The sequence below is a fragment of the Shewanella electrica genome, from assembly GCF_022321485.1.
GTDB classification, from domain to species: domain Bacteria; phylum Pseudomonadota; class Gammaproteobacteria; order Enterobacterales; family Shewanellaceae; genus Shewanella; species Shewanella electrica.
Map to the genome: position 1 here is coordinate 328,597 of NZ_JAKOGG010000003.1, position 17,507 is coordinate 346,103.

Annotated in this window: 15 protein-coding genes; 8 read left to right on the forward strand and 7 right to left on the reverse strand. The window is 48.3% G+C overall.

Annotated elements, in window-relative coordinates; translation table 11 throughout:
* The 5 genes from L9G74_RS06320 to L9G74_RS06340 all read right to left on the reverse strand — a co-directional run bounded on the left by L9G74_RS06320 (position 1) and on the right by L9G74_RS06340 (position 7,638).
* The gene (locus L9G74_RS06320) at positions 1-1,044 is read right to left on the reverse strand and encodes an ABC transporter substrate-binding protein (protein ID WP_238895453.1); all 1,044 of its coding nucleotides are present in this window, start codon (positions 1,042-1,044) and stop codon (positions 1-3) included.
* Between the two features lie 51 nt (positions 1,045-1,095).
* A complete protein-coding gene (locus L9G74_RS06325; RefSeq protein ID WP_238895454.1) occupies positions 1,096-3,255 on the reverse strand; it encodes a TonB-dependent receptor in 2,160 nt (719 codons plus the stop codon).
* A gap of 406 nt (positions 3,256-3,661) precedes the next feature.
* Positions 3,662-4,537 carry a 4-hydroxybenzoate octaprenyltransferase gene (gene ubiA / locus L9G74_RS06330; protein ID WP_238895455.1) on the reverse strand — a complete coding sequence of 292 codons (876 nt, stop codon included), beginning with the start codon at positions 4,535-4,537 and terminating at the stop codon, positions 3,662-3,664.
* A gap of 179 nt (positions 4,538-4,716) precedes the next feature.
* Positions 4,717-6,885: a DNA helicase II gene (gene uvrD / locus L9G74_RS06335; protein WP_238895456.1), complete on the reverse strand. Its 2,169-nt coding sequence runs from the start codon at positions 6,883-6,885 to the stop codon at positions 4,717-4,719.
* A gap of 93 nt (positions 6,886-6,978) precedes the next feature.
* Positions 6,979-7,638 (reverse strand): hypothetical protein, encoded by a 660-nt coding sequence (locus L9G74_RS06340; protein ID WP_238895457.1) that lies wholly within the window; start codon positions 7,636-7,638, stop codon positions 6,979-6,981.
* A gap of 186 nt (positions 7,639-7,824) precedes the next feature.
* Here L9G74_RS06340 and L9G74_RS06345 point away from each other — a divergent pair, with 186 nt between their 5' ends.
* Both L9G74_RS06345 and L9G74_RS06350 read left to right on the forward strand, forming a co-directional pair.
* Entirely contained in the window at positions 7,825-8,598 is a 774-nt protein-coding gene (locus L9G74_RS06345) for an AzlC family ABC transporter permease (RefSeq protein ID WP_238895458.1), read from the forward strand.
* Positions 8,598-8,939, forward strand: coding sequence for an AzlD family protein (locus L9G74_RS06350; RefSeq protein ID WP_238895459.1), 342 nt, complete (start codon positions 8,598-8,600; stop codon positions 8,937-8,939). The genes L9G74_RS06345 and L9G74_RS06350 overlap by 1 nt, the downstream gene beginning before the upstream one ends.
* 105 nt (positions 8,940-9,044) lie before the next feature.
* Here the strand turns inward: L9G74_RS06350 and L9G74_RS06355 are convergent, their stop codons facing one another.
* A complete protein-coding gene (locus tag L9G74_RS06355) occupies positions 9,045-11,444 on the reverse strand; it encodes a TonB-dependent receptor plug domain-containing protein (protein WP_238895460.1) in 2,400 nt (799 codons plus the stop codon).
* Between the two features lie 242 nt (positions 11,445-11,686).
* Between L9G74_RS06355 and L9G74_RS06360 the strand changes: the two genes are divergently transcribed.
* Positions 11,687-12,193, forward strand: coding sequence for a YbaK/prolyl-tRNA synthetase associated domain-containing protein (locus tag L9G74_RS06360; RefSeq protein ID WP_275297271.1), 507 nt, complete (start codon positions 11,687-11,689; stop codon positions 12,191-12,193).
* Here the strand turns inward: L9G74_RS06360 and L9G74_RS06365 are convergent.
* Entirely contained in the window at positions 12,190-12,846 is a 657-nt protein-coding gene (locus L9G74_RS06365) for an SDR family oxidoreductase (protein ID WP_238895461.1), read from the reverse strand. The genes L9G74_RS06360 and L9G74_RS06365 overlap by 4 nt on opposite strands.
* A 266-nt stretch (positions 12,847-13,112) precedes the next feature.
* On the opposite strand from L9G74_RS06365, the gene L9G74_RS06370 reads away from it, so the two are divergent.
* From L9G74_RS06370 to L9G74_RS06390, 5 genes are all read left to right on the forward strand, one after another.
* The gene (locus L9G74_RS06370) at positions 13,113-13,745 is read left to right on the forward strand and encodes a TnsA endonuclease N-terminal domain-containing protein (protein WP_238895462.1); all 633 of its coding nucleotides are present in this window, start codon (positions 13,113-13,115) and stop codon (positions 13,743-13,745) included.
* A complete protein-coding gene (locus L9G74_RS06375; RefSeq protein ID WP_238895463.1) occupies positions 13,742-15,583 on the forward strand; it encodes a TnsB C-terminal domain-containing protein in 1,842 nt (613 codons plus the stop codon). The genes L9G74_RS06370 and L9G74_RS06375 overlap by 4 nt, the downstream gene beginning before the upstream one ends.
* The gene (locus L9G74_RS06380) at positions 15,583-16,611 is read left to right on the forward strand and encodes a TniB family NTP-binding protein (RefSeq protein WP_238895464.1); all 1,029 of its coding nucleotides are present in this window, start codon (positions 15,583-15,585) and stop codon (positions 16,609-16,611) included. The genes L9G74_RS06375 and L9G74_RS06380 overlap by 1 nt, the downstream gene beginning before the upstream one ends.
* A gap of 176 nt (positions 16,612-16,787) precedes the next feature.
* Positions 16,788-17,297, forward strand: coding sequence for a hypothetical protein (locus L9G74_RS06385; protein WP_238895465.1), 510 nt, complete (start codon positions 16,788-16,790; stop codon positions 17,295-17,297).
* On the forward strand, positions 17,297-17,506 hold the full coding sequence (locus L9G74_RS06390; RefSeq protein WP_238895466.1) for a hypothetical protein: 210 nt from the start codon (positions 17,297-17,299) through the stop codon (positions 17,504-17,506). The genes L9G74_RS06385 and L9G74_RS06390 overlap by 1 nt, the downstream gene beginning before the upstream one ends.
* Position 17,507: the final 1 nt, after the last annotated feature.

Here is a 17,507-nt window from a genome sequence, read left to right on the forward strand (position 1 = left end):
TTACGACTCCACCGGTGCCAGAAAGGCAGTGATATCCGCATCGCTCAAATCGATGTCGTAGAATTGTTGATAAAAATCATGGGTTTCTTGGCGAATATCGATATCAGCAAACGCGCTTGGGTACAGCACTTTTGCCAACCACAAAAACTGCAATGCCTCTTCAGAGGTTTCACGGCACCACCAAAACAGGCCGCGCGGATTGGCATACACCCGCTGTTGTTTTACCGCTTTGACATTGCGCCAGCGCGGGTCGTGCTCAATGGTCGCCACATCGCCTTGCCGCATGCTAATAATCACATCTGGCTGCGCCGCTAAAATCGCTTCGACGCTGACGTTAGCGCTGCCGTGATGCACATCGCTCAACGACCAGTGCTCGGCAATGTTGATGCCACCGGCAAGGTCGATCCAATCTTGGTTCAGTGACGGCCGACCAGATGTGGTCAATGGTGTGCCCGAGGCGATGTACACTTTCAGCCGCTGCTCGGCGGGGATCTTAGCTAGCCGCGCGGCCACTAGCGCTTTGTTGCGCTCGAAATACGTTTTATACGCTTTGGCTTTCGCTGCGGCGTCAGGCCCCAACATTTCGCCAGTCAACTGCACCCGTTCCACTAAGGTATCCATTGAGTTAGCGGTAAAACTAGCCACCGCAATACCTGCGGCTTCAAGTTGCGCTTGTTTAGTTGACGGGAAACCAGCAGAAACAAACATGATGTCAGGCTGTAAGCGCATCAGTTGCTCTACGTTCACCTCGGCAGAGCCGCCAGCGGTGGAGAGTTCAGTGTTTTTAATGCTGGGAATAAATTTTTGAAATGCTGGTGTGTCGCGGGCATAACGGGTGGTTGCCACAATCTTGTCGCCAAAGCCCAACATGGCCAGCACTGAATTTTGTGCTTCCCAACTGGTGGCAACCTTGGTCACTTGCGCAGGCACGGTGACTTTTTGCCCATGATATTCAATGGTGCGCGTCGCCGCTGACCAAGCACTTGCGGGCAGTAACAATAACAACGCCACACAAGCGCGGCGCACAGATGCAGTGGTAACCATAATGAATTGTTCCAATGGCGCGACTAGCCGAAGCTAGCCGCGCGTTCTCAGTTAAAATTTCACAGTCGCTGTGAGTTTAATTTGGCGTGGTTCACCCAAAAATGCGCTGTTGCTCGCGCCCGGTGTACCGTAAATATTGCCGGGGAAAATGGCGGCCCAGTAGTCGCGATCAAACAGGTTGGTCACGTGCAGTTGCAGCACAGTTTCTTGGGCAATCAATTTAGGTAACACGTATTTTGCGCCCACATCCACAGTGGTAAATGAACTCGCCCATGAGGTGTTGATGTTGTTGGCGGCGCGTTTGCCGGTGTAGTGCAGGTTACCGGTGAATGATAGGCCCGCTACTGGTGCTAACTTATATTCCAGCAACATGTTGCCTTGCCATTTTGGTACCCCCACCACTTGTTTATTGGCGGTGGCTGGGTCAAAGGCATCTTCCAACACGGCATCCAGATAGGTCACACCGCTGTAGATTTTCAGGTTGTCGGTCAGGTAGCCGTTAACGGTCAGCTCGGCACCTTTGTTGTTTTGCATGCCTTGCTCGCGGTAGTAACCGTCTACGCCTTCATAGGCCATTGGACGTTTTACGCGGAACAGCGCGGCGTTAACATCAAACTCGCCGATACTGCTTTTGATACCGATTTCGTTTTGGTAGCTGCGCACTGGATCTAAGGTTTCACCAAAGTTCTGCGCATCAGGTGAGGCGCTACCACCCGCTTCCAAGGTGTCAGCGTAGGTCACGTAGGTGCTGATATTTTCGGTGGGTTTGTAGATCACCGATACCGTTGAACTCACACCATCTTTGCTATAGCTATTGGTTTTGTCGCCATTGACGTTGTAGTTATCTACGTCAAAGTCGTTATAGCTACCGAGCAGCATGGTTGACCATTGTTCGTTCCAGGTGATGGTGTCGCCGATGATGCCACTCTGCACTGTGGTGTTACCGGTTTTATGGCGTGGCAGATTCAGGTTTAACTCTGGCGCGTCATACACTTGTGGGTTATCTAAATCGCTGGTACCCAGCATTGCTGCACTGCGTGATGAGGCGCCGTAGATGCTCCAGCTGTAACCCGCGGTGCCCAACACTAAGTCATGACGAATGCCGCCGGTGTACAGTTGGCCGGTCAGGTTGGCGACGTTACTGGTGACGGTGAATTTGCCCGCCGCACCTGAGGTCGACATGCGCTGAGAGAAGGTATCGTCACCATTGAGGATATTGCTCACGCCGTTGAGCGTGCGCTTGGCTTCTTGGTGCAATACGCCGGCGGTGAGCTTCCAGTTATCGCCCAATTGACGGATCACTTTGGCACTGCCGGTGGTGGTTTCTAACCCTGCGCCGCTGTATGGCTGGCCGTAACCTTTTTTAGTTGAGTCGAGTGCGCCGGGTAAACCTACATCACCGCCGTAAGAGAAGCCGCCTGGCAGACCAAACTTATCAAACTTGTAGTAGCTGCCATTCAGTTGGATGGTAGTGTAATCGTCAGGGTTGATATCAAACGCCAAGCCCATCGCTTTACGGTTGATGTGTGAGTTACTCACATAACCATCGCCTTCTTCCTGCAGCAAGTTAACGCGATAACCAAAATATTGGTTTGGGCTGCCACTGGTATCGGTATGCAACAACCACGCACCGTCATCGGTCATGCCCGCGGTCACGCTAGTAAAATAGTCTTCCGTTGGACGTTTAAATACATAGTTGAAGTTACCTGCTGGACTGGCAGGGCCGTAAATCGCACCGGTCAAACCTTGGATCACTTCTACCCGCTCTAACAGTTCCATCGGTTGCGCTGTGGTGGCGACCACATTCATGCCGTCGAGGTGGTTGTTATCCACCACGCCGCCTTCCATACCACGGCTTTGCGGACGACCAACATCAGTACCACCGCGCGCTTCCATCTGGGTTGATGGCATGTATTTCAAAATATCGTTCAAGCTAGTGGCGTTAACGTTATCCATCAGTTCACGGTTAAACACGCTGATGGCGTACGGCGTATCTTTGATAGAACGGCTGCCCAGCGGGCCAAGGTCGACAGTTTTAGGGCGGAAACCGTCTTTGTTTTCACGATCACCACGCACCACAATCACTTCGGTTTTGGCTTTGGTGGCAGTGGTCTCATCACTGCTTGCTGTTGCTGCAATAGCGCTGTGGCTCAAGGCGAGTCCTACCGCAAGCGTGACCGTGGTTAGTGTAAATTTATCTGACGTAAGCATTCTCTGTTCCTTAAGTAACGACATCACCCCATGCTCGCCCGTTAAAAGATGCAGCGATTGGTGATTTTAAAAAACATGACAGCACCGCAACGCCAGTGCGCCCCGCAGGCTCACTGTGAAGAATTGGTCGGTGGAGGTTGTTTGTTATTTTTTTCGCGTTGTTGTGAACTATGGTTGAGCGTTAACGTTGCCCAGATCTATCGAAGAGGTATCGCGATAACTACCGATATATACAACACTATATAACGATAAATTTATTCATACCGCAGGTCAATTATGGGGTTCAGACCGAACTGTCAAAACGTGTATAGCGTCGATGTTATTGGCGGCAAGATTGCCAAAGTGCGACATTTTGATACAACAAAGGCCACAAAAAAGTGGCCTTTGTTTACCAAAGCGGCGGTGGTTACAGTGCGGCGGTGTGCAGTAAATAATCCATGCCGAGCGCTAAAAACAGTGACATTCCCGCCCAGTTGTTATTTAAAAATGCCTTGAGACAAGGCGCCCGCTCACGATCATGGATCAAGCGTTGTTGATACAAACCAAAGCCGATAAACACCACTAAGCCCACCGCATACAACGCACCGCGTTCAGCGATAAAACCGGCGGTCATAAAACACGCCAGCGCGGCAATTTGGAATAAGCCGATGATCTGCCGATCATATTTACCAAACAAAATCGCGGTCGATTTAATGCCGATCTTCAAATCGTCTTCACGATCCACCATGGCATACATGGTGTCGTAAGCCACGGTCCAACACCAGTTGGCGGCAAACAACCACCACGCTTCCGCCGGGACTTCACCCGTGGCCGCTGCGTAAGCCATTGGAATTGACCAGCTCCACACCACGCCCAAAAACATCTGCGGCATGTTGGTAAAACGCTTGGTAAACGGGTAAATGACCGTCAGCACAATGCCGATATAAGACAGTTTGACCACCAGCGGATTGAGCATCAACACTAAGCCAAAGGCGAGCAAACCGAGCACCACAAACAGCAGCAGCGCCTCTTTAACGCTTACTTCACCACTGGCGAGCGGACGCATCTTAGTGCGTTCTACATGGCCGTCGAGTTTACGGTCAGCGTAATCGTTGATGATGCAACCGCAAGCGCGCATCACAAAAACGCCGATAATGAAAATGGCTAACACTTTAAGATCTGGCATGCCGCCGGAGGCCAGCATTAACGCCATTAAACAAGGCCAGAGTAAAAGAAAGGTTCCAATTGGGCGGTCTATTCGCGCGAGGCGCGCATAGGCATGTAACTTATCCCTGAGAGTCATTGGCTAGGTTCTCCGCACCGCTGCCGTGGTTGCTAACTGCGGCCTATTATGGCGCAGCGAAAATGTGATTTACACCACAAATTAGTTTTTCATCATCGAAACTTTGCCATGAGCCAAGGCAGCAGCAGATTTACGGCAACACAATACGCCGTTAAATCCAGCGGTAGCCTCCACTCATGTTAAATCGATTCCAACTTAGCATAGGCCACCACCAGCCATTTGCTGCCGAAATCATCAAAGTTAACTTGCACACGCGATTGTGCCCCAGCGCCCTCGGTATTGACCACTGTCCCTTCACCAAATTTGAAGTGGCGCACTCTACTGCCGTGACGCAAGCCGGTTTCGTTACTGCTGGCGCTACTGGACTGGCTAAAACGGGTGCTAAACGCTGGCGTACTCACCTGCGCTTTCAAGCGCACTTCGCGGATACACTCTGGCGGTAACTCTTTGATAAAGCGCGACGGACGCGAATAGTTTTCGCGGCCGTAGATGCGGCGCGACTCGGCGTAAGTGATATACAGTTGCTGCATCGCGCGGGTCATACCGACGTAACACAGGCGGCGCTCCTCTTCTAAACGGTCGCCCTCTTCCAGCGTGAGTTGACTGGGGAACAAACCCTCTTCCACGCCCGCCATAAACACCACAGGGAATTCCAACCCTTTGGCGGTGTGCAAGGTCATCAACTGCACCGCATCGGCATTGACGTCCGCTTGGCCTTCACCCGCTTCTAACGCCGCGTGCGATAAAAACGCGTTCAGCTCGCCCATATCGAGTAGCTCTTCTGGCACTTCAAAGGTGCGCGCGGCGGTGACTAACTCTTCTAAGTTTTCTACGCGACTTTGCGCTTTCTCGCCCTTTTCCTGCTCGTACATGGTTTTGAGGCCAGAGGCTTGCGACACATGATCGACCATGCGATACAGCGCCATTTCATCAGTATCGCGCGCCATGGTGACAATCAGATCGAGGAAGGTTTGCACCGCAGTCGCCGCACGTCCACTGAGCATTTTATTGTCCAGCGCCTGCAACGCCGTTTGCCACAAGGTCAAGCCGTGATGACGGGCGGTTGAACGCAGTATTTCTAAGGTGCGATCGCCAATGCCGCGCGTCGGCGTGTTTACCACTCGCTCAAACGCCGCATCATCATCGTGGTTAGCCATCAAGCGCAGATAGCCCATGGCATCTTTAATCTCTTGCCGCTCGAAGAAGCGCAAACCGCCGTAGATTTTGTACGGTAAGCCTTTGTGTAATAACGCTTCTTCCAACACGCGCGATTGCGCGTTGGAGCGATACAAAATGGCGCAGCCACGCAGGTCGTTGCCCATGTCTTGCCAGTCGCTGATGCGGCCGACAATAAAGCGCGCTTCGTCGAGTTCGTTAAAGGCGCTGTACACCGCAATCGGCTCACCGGCGGCATCTTCAGTCCACAAGTCTTTGCCCAAACGGCCGAGGTTGTTGGCGATCAGCTCGTTGGCGGCTTTCAAAATATTGCCGGTAGAGCGATAGTTTTGCTCCAAACGAATGGTCGAGGCGCCAGGGAAATCTTTGAGGAATTTGTGCAGGTTTTCCACCTGCGCGCCACGCCAGCCGTAAATCGACTGGTCATCATCACCGACAATCATCACATGGGCGGTAGTGCCCGCTAGCACCTGAATCCACTTGTATTGAATGGTGTTGGTATCTTGGAACTCGTCCACCAAAATATGCTGAAAGCGGTCACGGTAGTGCTGCAAGATCAGCGGCTTGTATAGCCACAATTCATAAGCGCGCAGCAGAATTTCGGAGAAGTCCACCAGCCCAGCACGGTCGCACGACTCTTGGTAAACCTGATACACCTCTTTCAACTTCTGCTCTAACGGAAACGGCCCCGCTTCGATATCTTTCGGGCGAAAACCTTCATCTTTTTGGGTGCAGATATAGTTTTGCACCATCCGCGGTGGATAGTGTTTTTCATCCAGATTGAGGCTTTTAAGAATGCGTTTGATCAATCGGTATTGATCATCGCCATCCAGAATTTGGAAGTTTTGCGGCAAGTTGGCGTCTTGCCAATGGGTGCGCAGCAAGCGGTGGGCAAGACCGTGGAAAGTACCAATCCACATGCGGCTCATATTATGGCCGACCACTTTCTCCACCCGCTCGCGCATTTCGCGCGCCGCTTTGTTGGTAAAAGTCACCGCCAAAATAGAGTACGGACTTTGGTTCTCTACCTGCATCAGCCATGCGATACGATGAGTTAACACCCGCGTTTTGCCTGAGCCTGCCCCCGCCAGTACCAACATGCTGGACAACGGCGCGCCCACCGCCTCGCGCTGTTTCTCATTTAGGCCATCAAGTAAAGAAGATACGTCCATCATTGCCTCCGTCAAAATCGAGGCGGCATTATAGCAAGAAAAGCTTGCTGAGTTTGCCCAAGATTACAGCGGCAATAGGGAGTTGACACATAGCTAACCAGCTATTTGCCAGAAATCGATAAAATCACTCTTGAATGATTTATCAACTCTCTGAAACTCTTTATGAAGGTGAACTAGACACTGTGTTTCTCTATTTCCAGAGTTACGAATTTCTCGCATTCTATCCCATGCAAGAACAAAAATTTTGCCAATATCAAATTCAAGCTGTTTTGCTGAGTAGTTGACGAACCGAAGCTCTCTACTGTTAAGCAATTTATTAATATTTAACCATTTTTCACGATAATCAGTATATAAATTTTCTAAACGACCTTGACTGTCTTTTATAGACTTATCCTTGTTCTCATGGAAATCAAATGAGTCTGTAACATCAGAAAAATCTAATTCTTGAATGAGTTCATTAACAACTTTTATTATTTCTTCGCCGCTGTTATAGAGTTTTTTTCTAGCCTCAAATACATCTTTAAAACGATACTGAGAAACCCATATTCTAAAAGCATTGTGTCCATACCAAGCGAGAAGAAGGGTCCCAATGCCAGCAGCTATAGTTCCCAAATCAGCTGCTGCTGATAAAAACTCTTTGCTATCAGATACTTTCGCAATCGTCATTCCAAACAAAGTAAATGCAGCTGCATTGATAAAAAAGGCAAAATATAAAAATGCTTCTTTACCGACAAATCTAAAAATACTATCCAAGACCTATCCTCCTCTTTTTTTGAGCATTAATAGCACGAAAATCAAAAGACTATTAGCCTGCAAAATAAGAAAATTGATGAATACGTGAAACCAATATAAGTATTAGTATTTTGCGCTTTTTGCTTTACAACCTGGCGAGGGCTGGCAATATCGATCTTTCCTTTAACGCAGCGCCACGATGCATCAATGACTGATCCCAGTAGTAACGACGTTCATTTAATTGCCGCCGACTCAGCCGAGCAAACTATCACCGACAGTATCGACGACACACCACTCAATCAACGCAGCGAGTTGCTACGCGGCGTAACAACCGCCTTGCCGATGACGCTGGGATTTATTCCGTTTGCTTTAGTGCTGGGCGCGCAAGCGGTGCAACAAGGCTTTACCGTGCTGCAAGTGCCGCTGATGACTGGGGTGAACTTTGCTGGCGGCTCGGAGTTTACTGCCATCAGTTTATGGACTTCGCCACCGCATCTGCTGTTGATTGTCGCCATGACGTTTTTGGTCAATAGCCGCCATATCATCATGGGCGCGGCGTTGGTGCCGTTTATGCGTCATCTCAGCAAGAAGCAGTCGTTGCCGCTGCTGTTTTTCATGTGTGATGAAGCATGGGCGATGGGCATCACTGACTGCCAAAAGCGCAATACAATGCGGCTGAGTGTGCCGTTTTATCTGGGAGTGGCGGCGTGTTTGTATAGCTCATGGGTCATTTTTACTGGCATCGGCGCGGCGGTGGGGCCGCTGATTGGCGATGTGGAGCAGTACGGTTTTGATATGGCGTTTACCGCCGTCTTTTTGGTGCTGCTCAAGGGCATGTGGCGCGGTGTAAGCCGTTGTTGGCCATGGCTGGTGAGCTTAGTGGTGGCGGGCGTGTTGTATCATCTACTGCCCGGCGCGTGGTACGTTGCCGGCGGCACGCTAGCTGGCATTATCGCCGCGCTTATTTGGGGGAAACACTGATGACTTTCGATCAGCCACTGATGGCTTCCATTGAACAGCTGTTCACCCAACACATGGCGGTGCTGACGATTATCGCCATGGGGCTGACCACTTATCTCACCCGCATTATCGGCTATTTGGCGCTGCGCAAGCGCCGCTTGAACCCGCGCGTCGAGCGGGTGATGGAAGTGGTGCCGGGCTGCGTGTTGATTGCCGTGATCGCGCCAGTGATCTTCTCCGGTCGCTTCAGCGATATGTTGGCGGTGGCGATTACCTTATTGGCAACGCTGCGGTTATCACTGCTGCCAACGGTGATTATTGCTATTGTCAGCACCGGTTTGCTGCGTTACTGGTTGGGCTAAGTTGCTGACAAATCGGCATAAAAAAAGGCCACTCAAGGAGTGGCCATAAAACTCAGGTTTTTACGTTAGCAAGGCGCCGTTTACACCTTGCCAAGTCCGTACAACTTAGAAACGGTAAGTCGCTTCTGCAAAGTAGTAACCACCGTTGAAACCAAATGGTGTGTTGGTCAGTGGGTACTGGAAGATACCGTTGTAGTTGTTGTTTTCTGGACGTTTTTCTGGATAAGTGTCAAACAAGTTTTGCGCACCTACGGTGAACGTCAGGTTGTCGGTTGCGGCATATGCTACAGACAAATCTACCGTGGTTTTGCCTTCATACTCTTTGTCACCGGTGCTGCTGTACGAAATGGTGTATGGACCAAAGTAGCTAAAGCGCAGGTTAGTGGTGAAATCTCCCAAGCTGTGAGTCAAACCTAAGCTACCAGTATTATGCGAGGTAGCATCGGTCATACGCACTTGTTCGATATGGTCGAACAGTTTGGCTTGTAGATCGTCCAAAATGTCTGGCACATGTATGCCTTCAATCTCGGTTTTATTGTAGGCATAAGCCAAGTTCGCTTTTAGCTCACCATAACTACCCAAATCAAACTGTTGCGCTACCACTAAGTCAACACCACGGGTACGCGTATCAACGGCATTGATAAAGAAACGGGCCGACTCGGCATTGGTACCAGCCAACGCAGCGCCAACGGCTTCGGAGTCACTGGCTTTAAGTGAGCTAGACAGTACGATGCGATCATCAATATCGATTTGGTAACTGTCCAACGTCACGGTCAAGCCGTTGTCACCAGTGTAAACAAAGCCCAAGCTGAATGAGGTTGATTCTTCAGGGCGCAGTTTGCCCACTTGCAGCGCTTGGGTCACTGGCGACAAGTTGTTGAAAGTACCAGATTCGGTTGGTACTAACTGACCAGTTTCATCCGGATTAAACAGGGTTGAGATGTTAGTGAAGTACAGCTGTTGTACGCTTGGTGCACGGAAACCGGTGTTGGCGGTCGCACGCACAGCAAAGTTGTCGTTAAAGTCATAACGACCAGCCAATTTCCAGCTCACCTTGTCGCCAAAATCTGAGTAATCTTCATAACGCAGCGCGGCTGACCAGTAGATAGCTTCGCTCAATTGGTTTTCTAATTCGGCATAAACCGCAGTGTTGTGACGGCTTTCATCCACGGCAGATTCCGGTGTAAAACCACCAAAACCTTGGCTACCCGCAGGTTTATCTTGATAACCGCCGTTATCGTATGACGCCAGTTCACCGGCTTCGATTTCATAGCCGTTTTCACGCCATGCCGCACCAACGGCCAGCATCACTTCCGACTGGTTGAAGAATGGGAAATAGCGCGATGCATCAACGGTCAAATCGATCTCGTCGGTAGACAAAGTACCGGCGTCGAACGTGGTTTGGCTGTCAGGACCATAAGAAGCATTCACTGAGTTTTCGACACGGTATTGGAAGCTGTTTTTACCGTAACCAGCAGAGGTATCCACATGCCATTTACCCAGCTCGAACTCGTAACCGATCAACGCTGAATAGTCTTTGATGCGCGGTGCCAAAATCGGCAAATAGCCGTCAGGATAGATTTCTGGCACGTTGTTGTCTTGCAGCGCACGGCGGTAGAACGCGCCTGAGTGCGTTTCACGGTCGCTGATGCCACCGCTGAAATACAGTTTGTCGTCGCCAAAGTACTGCGCACCGTTGGCAAACAGCGACAAGTTGTCGTATTCCGCATCGCCTACGTGGAAGTTTTTACGGTCGAAGGTTTCTTCACGTGGGTCTGGGCTGCCATCGGCCAGCGTTGGATATTGCTGACGTGGGTCCAAACCAGCACGGTTAGTTTTGTTCTTGTGTTGTGCTTCTAGCGAGATGTTAATAAAACCATCTTCACTCCAGCTCAAGCCTTTGTTGGCACCGACGCGCCATTGTTCGCCATCACCTTGATAGGTTTGACCAACTTGGGTGGTGATCATACCGCCATCGCGGTTATCTTTCAGGACCACGTTGATCACGCCAGCAATCGCGTCAGAACCATATTGTGCCGCCGCACCATCGCGCAGAATTTCGATACGTTTGATCGCCGCCATTGGAATGGTGTTCAAATCGACGTTTGACGCACCTTTACCTACCGTACCGGACAAGTGCACCAGCGCTGAGCTGTGGTAACGTTTTCCGTTAACCAGCACCAAGGTATGGTCAGGCGACAAACCGCGCAGGTTGGCTGGACGCACCGCGTCAGAACCATCGGTTACTGCTGAAAATGGAAAGCTGTAGCTTGGCGCAGCAAATTGCAATGCGCGCGCGGTATCCGTCAGACCCGTTGCTTGCAGCTGATCAGCAGTGATGATATCTACTGGTGCCACACTATCCGTCGCGGTACGCATCGCAATACGTGAACCCACTACAGAAATTTTTTCCATATTGCTATTGTTGGCATCATCTGCAGCTAATACTGCAGGTGCTACCCACTGGCCAGCAACTGCCAGAGCTAAAATTGAAATGCGTTTCATAGACGATGGAACCTTAAAGAATGTGTATAAAATCAACGGGTAATGGAAATAAAAATCAAAAAGGAGAAAAATTTTCTACCTAAAATAATTGCTGCGCATTCTAGCACTGTCTTTTATAACTAATTTATTCAAATTTACACTAGAAAATTCAATAAAGTTATATCAAGTACCTAATAGGCGCTGAGCTTACACTGCTAGCCTGTGCCAACTGTAAAAACGATCAACAAAGGTCAACCACCCTAATGTTAGCAGAGATCTCCACTGTCGATATTTTCAGCACCGTCACGCAACAGTTGCGCCTTGGGCAGGCGCGTTTTCGTGTGATCGAACACGCCAGCGCTGGCCGTTGTGAAGTGGTAGCCGAGCTACGCGGCACCGAACTGGGTCAAGGCGCTAAAGCCCTGCTCACCCATATCAAAGGCAACGGCGTCAAACGTCATGTGCTAGCGATCCTGCCTGGAGATATGCAGGCCGATTTGAGTAAACTGGCGGCGCATTTTGGTGGTCGCAAAGCCTCGTTAGCGAGCCCAAGAGAAATGGCAGAATTGACCGGATGTGTTGCAGGCGCGATCCCGCCGTTTAGTTTCCATCCAGAACTGACGCTGGTTGCAGCGCCGCAGCTGTTTGCACGGTTTGATGAGTTGGCATTTAATGCGGGGAGTTTAGAACGGTCAATTATTGTGGCGAGCGACGATTACCGCCGCATCGCCCAACCACAGTTAGTGGATTTTGTTAGAAGTAGCGACTAGCGCTGAAACTTTGCCAGCGCTTGCTCAATCGGTTGGTCACCATCGGTGAGTTCAATAATCACCCGCTTGATTGCATCATGGGCGATGATATATGCCAGCGTGGCAGCGACATTATCGCGCGATACATTGCCGTAGCTGACCGCCAGACCTGCGTTAACTAAGGTGGTGGCGGCATCATCGGTCAAGGTGCCGGGGCGTACAATCACCCAATCCAAGCCGCTGGCAACCAAGTAAACATCGGCGGCTTTTTTCACTTCCATGTAGTATTCAAAGGTATCGGAGATGGGCTGACCACGGCCCGCTTCTGGAAACGCTGATACCAATATAAAACGCTCGATACCGGCAAGTTTGGCGGCTTCGACCGACTTTTCCAGCCCATCGCCATCAATGGCTTTGGTGTTTTCCTTGCCACCTTTACCACCAGCACCAGCGCTAAACACCACGGCGTCACAGCCTGCCATCAATTGCGATAACGACTCAGGGCTGAGCTTAGCGAGGTCGCCGTAAACCGGTTCAGCGCCTAGCGCTTTCAACTCAGGCTCTTGCTCAAAATGACGATACAAACTCACCGGATGATCGCCCTGCTTGGTGAGTCGTGGTGCCAAATAACGGGCCACTTTTCCTGCACCACCGATAATAAATATCCGTCTCATATAACCTCCTCATTGATGACCACACCATGCGGATAACTCAGTTGGTGTCGATATAACCATAAGTTGACATAAAACAACCATAAGTTGTCATAATTAAACCATAAGCTGACATAAACCTGACTTTATGAAAATTTACAACAAAATAAAAATGTTTTATATCTGTTAGTTAGGAATTATTAAAACCATAAGATGACATAATTTGCAACCTGCTCAAAATTTAGCTAACTTAAAGAGCATATGTTGGCAGTCCTCGGAGAGATGTCGCCGTGTACATTCGTGACCTAAGAAAGGCCTCACCGAACAAGAACGTCTTCAAATTTGCTAGCACCAAGAACGGTGAAGCTGTGCTTTGTGAAAGCTCTTTGGAATTTGATGCGTGTTTTCACCATGAATATAACGACAGCGTAAAATCCTTCAAAAGTCAGCCTGAAGGGTTTAGATATATGTTCAATGGGAAATATCTACCCTACACCCCGGACATGTTGTTAGAGCTGCATGATCGCTCATATTGTTTTCACGAATACAAGCCATTTAGTCGTACTCAAGATTTTGAATTTCAGCAAAAATTTGATGCAAAGAGAGTCGCCGCTCAAGCTATTGGGATTCCGCTGTACTTGATCACAGACAAGCAGATTCGAGCTCAAGTTACTCTTGATAATCTTAAGCTCATTCATCGCTACAGTGGTTTTTATGAAACGACTGAAATACAGAAACAACTATTGCAACACATAGCAAATTCCGGTGGAGAGAGTTCACTTTCTTCATTAACACGTCAACTTAAACTTAGTACGGCTGACGCACGACGTATTATGTTAGAGCTAATGAGTCAGCGGCGCATAACTACCGATATTCATAGCCAGACTCTCATGTCTGACCCGTTGTTGAGTCTGTGCCAATGACGGACTTCAAGGATGAATTTGCCCCATCACAACTGACACCGCAACAAACACCAGCTCAGTATATCAAGCTTGATGATGCGGTTATTCTTCCAAGAGATCTGCAAACTTATTCCGAACATCAGCAAGCCATCGCTACCAAAAAGCTAATACTGCTTTCACAAATTGAAAGCCGTTTATCTGGTGGCTGGACTGAAAAAAATCTCACACCGATTCTTAATGAATTGTTTAAAGATGATCATGAAAATTGCCCCAGTTGGCGGACTGTTACACGCTGGTACAAGGCGCTAAAGGATACCCAAGGAAGTGTTTCGTCACTCGCAGAGCAGCATCATCGAAAGGGGAATAGAACCGCCAAGGTGACAGGCGATGAGCCTTTTTTTGAAGAAGCATTATCTCGCTTTTTAGACTCAAAGCGCCCAGCTATCGCTAGAGCTTATGAGTTTTATAAAGACAGAATTATTATTGCCAATGAACATATTGTCGAAGGTAAAATCCCGATAATTTCATACACATCATTTGCCAAACGGATTAGAAGCCTGCCACCTTACGAACAAGCTTTAACTCGATTTGGTAAGTTCAAAGCCGACCAATGGTTCTCATATTGTGCTTCACACGAGCCACCTACTCGAATCTTACAACGTGTGGAAATAGACCATACTCCGCTAGATCTTATTGTGATTGATGACAAACTATATATCCCGCTAGGGCGTCCCTATCTAACGCTCATCATCGATGTATACAGCGGCTGTATTCTTGGATTTCATATCAGCTTCAATCCCCCATCATATGACTCAACCGCCAAGGCGATCAGCCACGCCATCAAACCGAAAGACCTATCACACCTTAATATTGACCTTAAAAATGAATGGCCTTGCTACGGTAAGTTCGAAACATTGGTGGTCGATAATGGCGCTGAATTCTGGTCAAAAAGCTTAGAGCTGGCATGTAAAGACGCTGGTATCAACATCCAATACAATCCTGTTAGAAAACCATGGTTAAAACCATTTATCGAACGCTTGTTTGGGGTTATTAATCAGCTGCACCTTTCTGAAATGCCAGGGAAAACATTCTCCAATATTTTCGAAAAGGGTGACTACAATTCGTCAAAAGATGCCGTAATTCGCTTTTCTACTTTCATTAATGAATTCCATCGATGGGTAGTCGATGTCTACCATCAACAACCTGATTCACGCCAAACACGAATTCCAATAATGAAATGGAGAGAAAGCTGTAACATCCTCCCGCCGCCAATGATGACCCCAAACGATGAAATGCGCTTCAACGCCATCATGGGAAAAACGGTTACGCGAACACTCACTAGAAATGGCTTCACTTTAGACGGACTTAGATACGATAGCACTGCATTAGCTGACTATCGAAAGCAATATCCACAGAGTCAAAAAACTCGCCAAAAGACAATTAAAATCGACCCTGATGATATTGCAACCATCAAAGTTTTTCTGGAAGAAATCGATGGATATCTGGAGGTTCCTTGCACAGAACATCTAGCAGACAATAAAACGAGCTGGTATCAGTACAAAACGATTCGCAAACATCACAAACAGATCATTGCAGCACAAGTCGATGAACTCAACCTTGCTAAAGCAAGGATGACCATCAAAGAAAATATTGCTCAAGAGCAAACACTCCAAACCTCACAAAAAACAACCAAACTACAGTCCGCGAAGAATCAAGCTCGACTAGCCAATATCAGTGATAAAAAACCTACAACTATAGTCCCAGAGTCATCAAAGCCGCTTTCTAATACCCGAAACGCAACCAAGCCTGACGCCTTTTCGTCTTGGGATGATGACAGCGACGACTTAGAGGCGTTTTAATGGCACAACTATTGAGTGAACATCAAATACAATTGCTCAATCAGTTTAGCGACTGCCTCGTTGAGCACACTCAGGTAAAGCAAATATTTGAAGATTTTGATCAGTTGAGAGTGAGCCGGTTATTCCATGCTGATCCGCAATGCATGCTACTGACAGGCGATACTGGTGTAGGGAAAAGCCATTTAATTAATCACTATCAAAAACGTGTTGCCTCTTCGCAAACGGCATCGCGCACTAGCCACCCAATTTTGGTATCCCGTATTGCCAGTGGCAAAAGTATTGACCATACATTTGCTCAAATTCTGTCAGATTTGGAGTTATTCGGAAGTCATCGCAGAACAAGACAACGAGGTTTGCAACGAGATTTAAGGAAAGATACCGTCAAATGCTTAATAAGCGCGAACGTTGAACTACTAATCATCAATGAATTTCAAGAAGTCATTGAATTCAAATCACAGCAAGAACGTCAGCTCATAGCCAATGCTTTAAAGTATCTTAGTGAGGCAGCAAAGCTACCGATTGTTCTTGTGGGGATGCCTTGGGCGGAAAAAATTGCGGATGAGCCTCAGTGGTCATCACGATTGATACGGAGACGGCAGCTAAGCTACTTTGATATCACCACGAATGAAGCGCAGCAATACTTCAGGCGGTATCTCAAAGGACTTGCTAATCACATGCCTTTTGAAATAAAACCAGCTATAGAACAGGCCCAATTCGCCATACCGCTATTTGCTGCAAGTAAAGGCGAAAACCGCATACTCAAACACCTGCTAACCGAAACATTACGCCATGCACTGCTACACAACTCTTCGACATTAGAAAGAGAACATTTTATTGCCGCACATGATTCACTATTTGGTACTTCACAACCTAACCCTTTTAGGGAGCCCCCTGATAAGGTGAAGTTTTCACGCATAGCCAAGGCCTCATACTACAACCCAAATGCGCTTTCTCAGGACGATTTAATTGTTTCACGTCAATACACTGAAGCAAAACACACGTTGCAAGAGTGGATAGCTATTACTTAAAACGAAATTGCCCCATTCAAAGTTATCAACGCGACTTGAGATGAGCATCACTCGCCTAATGTTGACCCAAACTGAGTAATGCGACAAAGTGCCAACTCTAACTATGGCGATTCTACGCCCCTTACTACTAATAATCATTAAGTTAATTATTCTTAAATATCTGAAAGGAAGTACCTATGATAGGCATTATTGCCCTGATTATTGCCTTGGTTTACCTGGGCGCCCTGCTCCTTTTAAGCCAGATTCTGCTATGGAAAATGCCTGCTGGGGGCAAGAAAACAATGGTTTCTCTGCTGCTGTTGCCGCTGCTGGCAGGCCTCAGCTTTATTGATGAAATATGGGCCAGGCACCAGTTTCAGGCCTTATGCGCAGAAGATAATTTACTAAGCTACCAGGCAGATAAGGTCAGGGGGCAAGCGGTCAGCACCAAAGCGCTGATCCGGAAAAATATCAGCGCAGCCGTGCCTATCGTTGAGCATACCCGGTACTGGTTTTTAGCTGGCACTGATGACATCGTGATCACCAGCAAAAGTTATTACGCCAAAGGCGGCTGGATAAGCCGCTTGATCGGTTTTCCAGAGGGGAGTCCTCCTCTGCTGTTTAACGGGACCTGCAGTTCAAAAGAGTACTACACCCTGTTTCAAAAACTAAATATCCAAGAAATTAATAATAAGGACGATAATTAATGCCGACGATAAATGAAGCCTATATCAATGCGTTGCTTGCCGATGCAACTTATGCATTAGATGAAAATGTAGCCAACGGACTTACCGGCACGGCATTATCGGATTATTTAGATGTTCGTATTAAAAATTCTTATCCGAAACTCACCTGTTATTGCCGACGTTATAACGAACTTCTGTCCAAAAAAGAGCTGAAAGCACAGCACGTCTAGA

Coding starts and splice junctions, on each gene's coding strand:
- L9G74_RS06320 (WP_238895453.1), bottom strand. CDS start 1,044: ATGGTTACCACTGCATCTGTGCGCCGCGCTTGTGTGGCGTTGTTATTG.
- L9G74_RS06325 (WP_238895454.1), bottom strand. CDS start 3,255: ATGCTTACGTCAGATAAATTTACACTAACCACGGTCACGCTTGCGGTA.
- ubiA (WP_238895455.1), bottom strand. CDS start 4,537: ATGACTCTCAGGGATAAGTTACATGCCTATGCGCGCCTCGCGCGAATA.
- uvrD (WP_238895456.1), bottom strand. CDS start 6,885: ATGGACGTATCTTCTTTACTTGATGGCCTAAATGAGAAACAGCGCGAG.
- L9G74_RS06345 (WP_238895458.1), top strand. CDS start 7,825: ATGACTGATCCCAGTAGTAACGACGTTCATTTAATTGCCGCCGACTCA.
- L9G74_RS06350 (WP_238895459.1), top strand. CDS start 8,598: ATGACTTTCGATCAGCCACTGATGGCTTCCATTGAACAGCTGTTCACC.
- L9G74_RS06355 (WP_238895460.1), bottom strand. CDS start 11,444: ATGAAACGCATTTCAATTTTAGCTCTGGCAGTTGCTGGCCAGTGGGTA.
- L9G74_RS06360 (WP_275297271.1), top strand. CDS start 11,687: ATGTTAGCAGAGATCTCCACTGTCGATATTTTCAGCACCGTCACGCAA.
- L9G74_RS06365 (WP_238895461.1), bottom strand. CDS start 12,846: ATGAGACGGATATTTATTATCGGTGGTGCAGGAAAAGTGGCCCGTTAT.
- L9G74_RS06375 (WP_238895463.1), top strand. CDS start 13,742: ATGACGGACTTCAAGGATGAATTTGCCCCATCACAACTGACACCGCAA.
- L9G74_RS06380 (WP_238895464.1), top strand. CDS start 15,583: ATGGCACAACTATTGAGTGAACATCAAATACAATTGCTCAATCAGTTT.
- L9G74_RS06385 (WP_238895465.1), top strand. CDS start 16,788: ATGATAGGCATTATTGCCCTGATTATTGCCTTGGTTTACCTGGGCGCC.
- L9G74_RS06390 (WP_238895466.1), top strand. CDS start 17,297: ATGCCGACGATAAATGAAGCCTATATCAATGCGTTGCTTGCCGATGCA.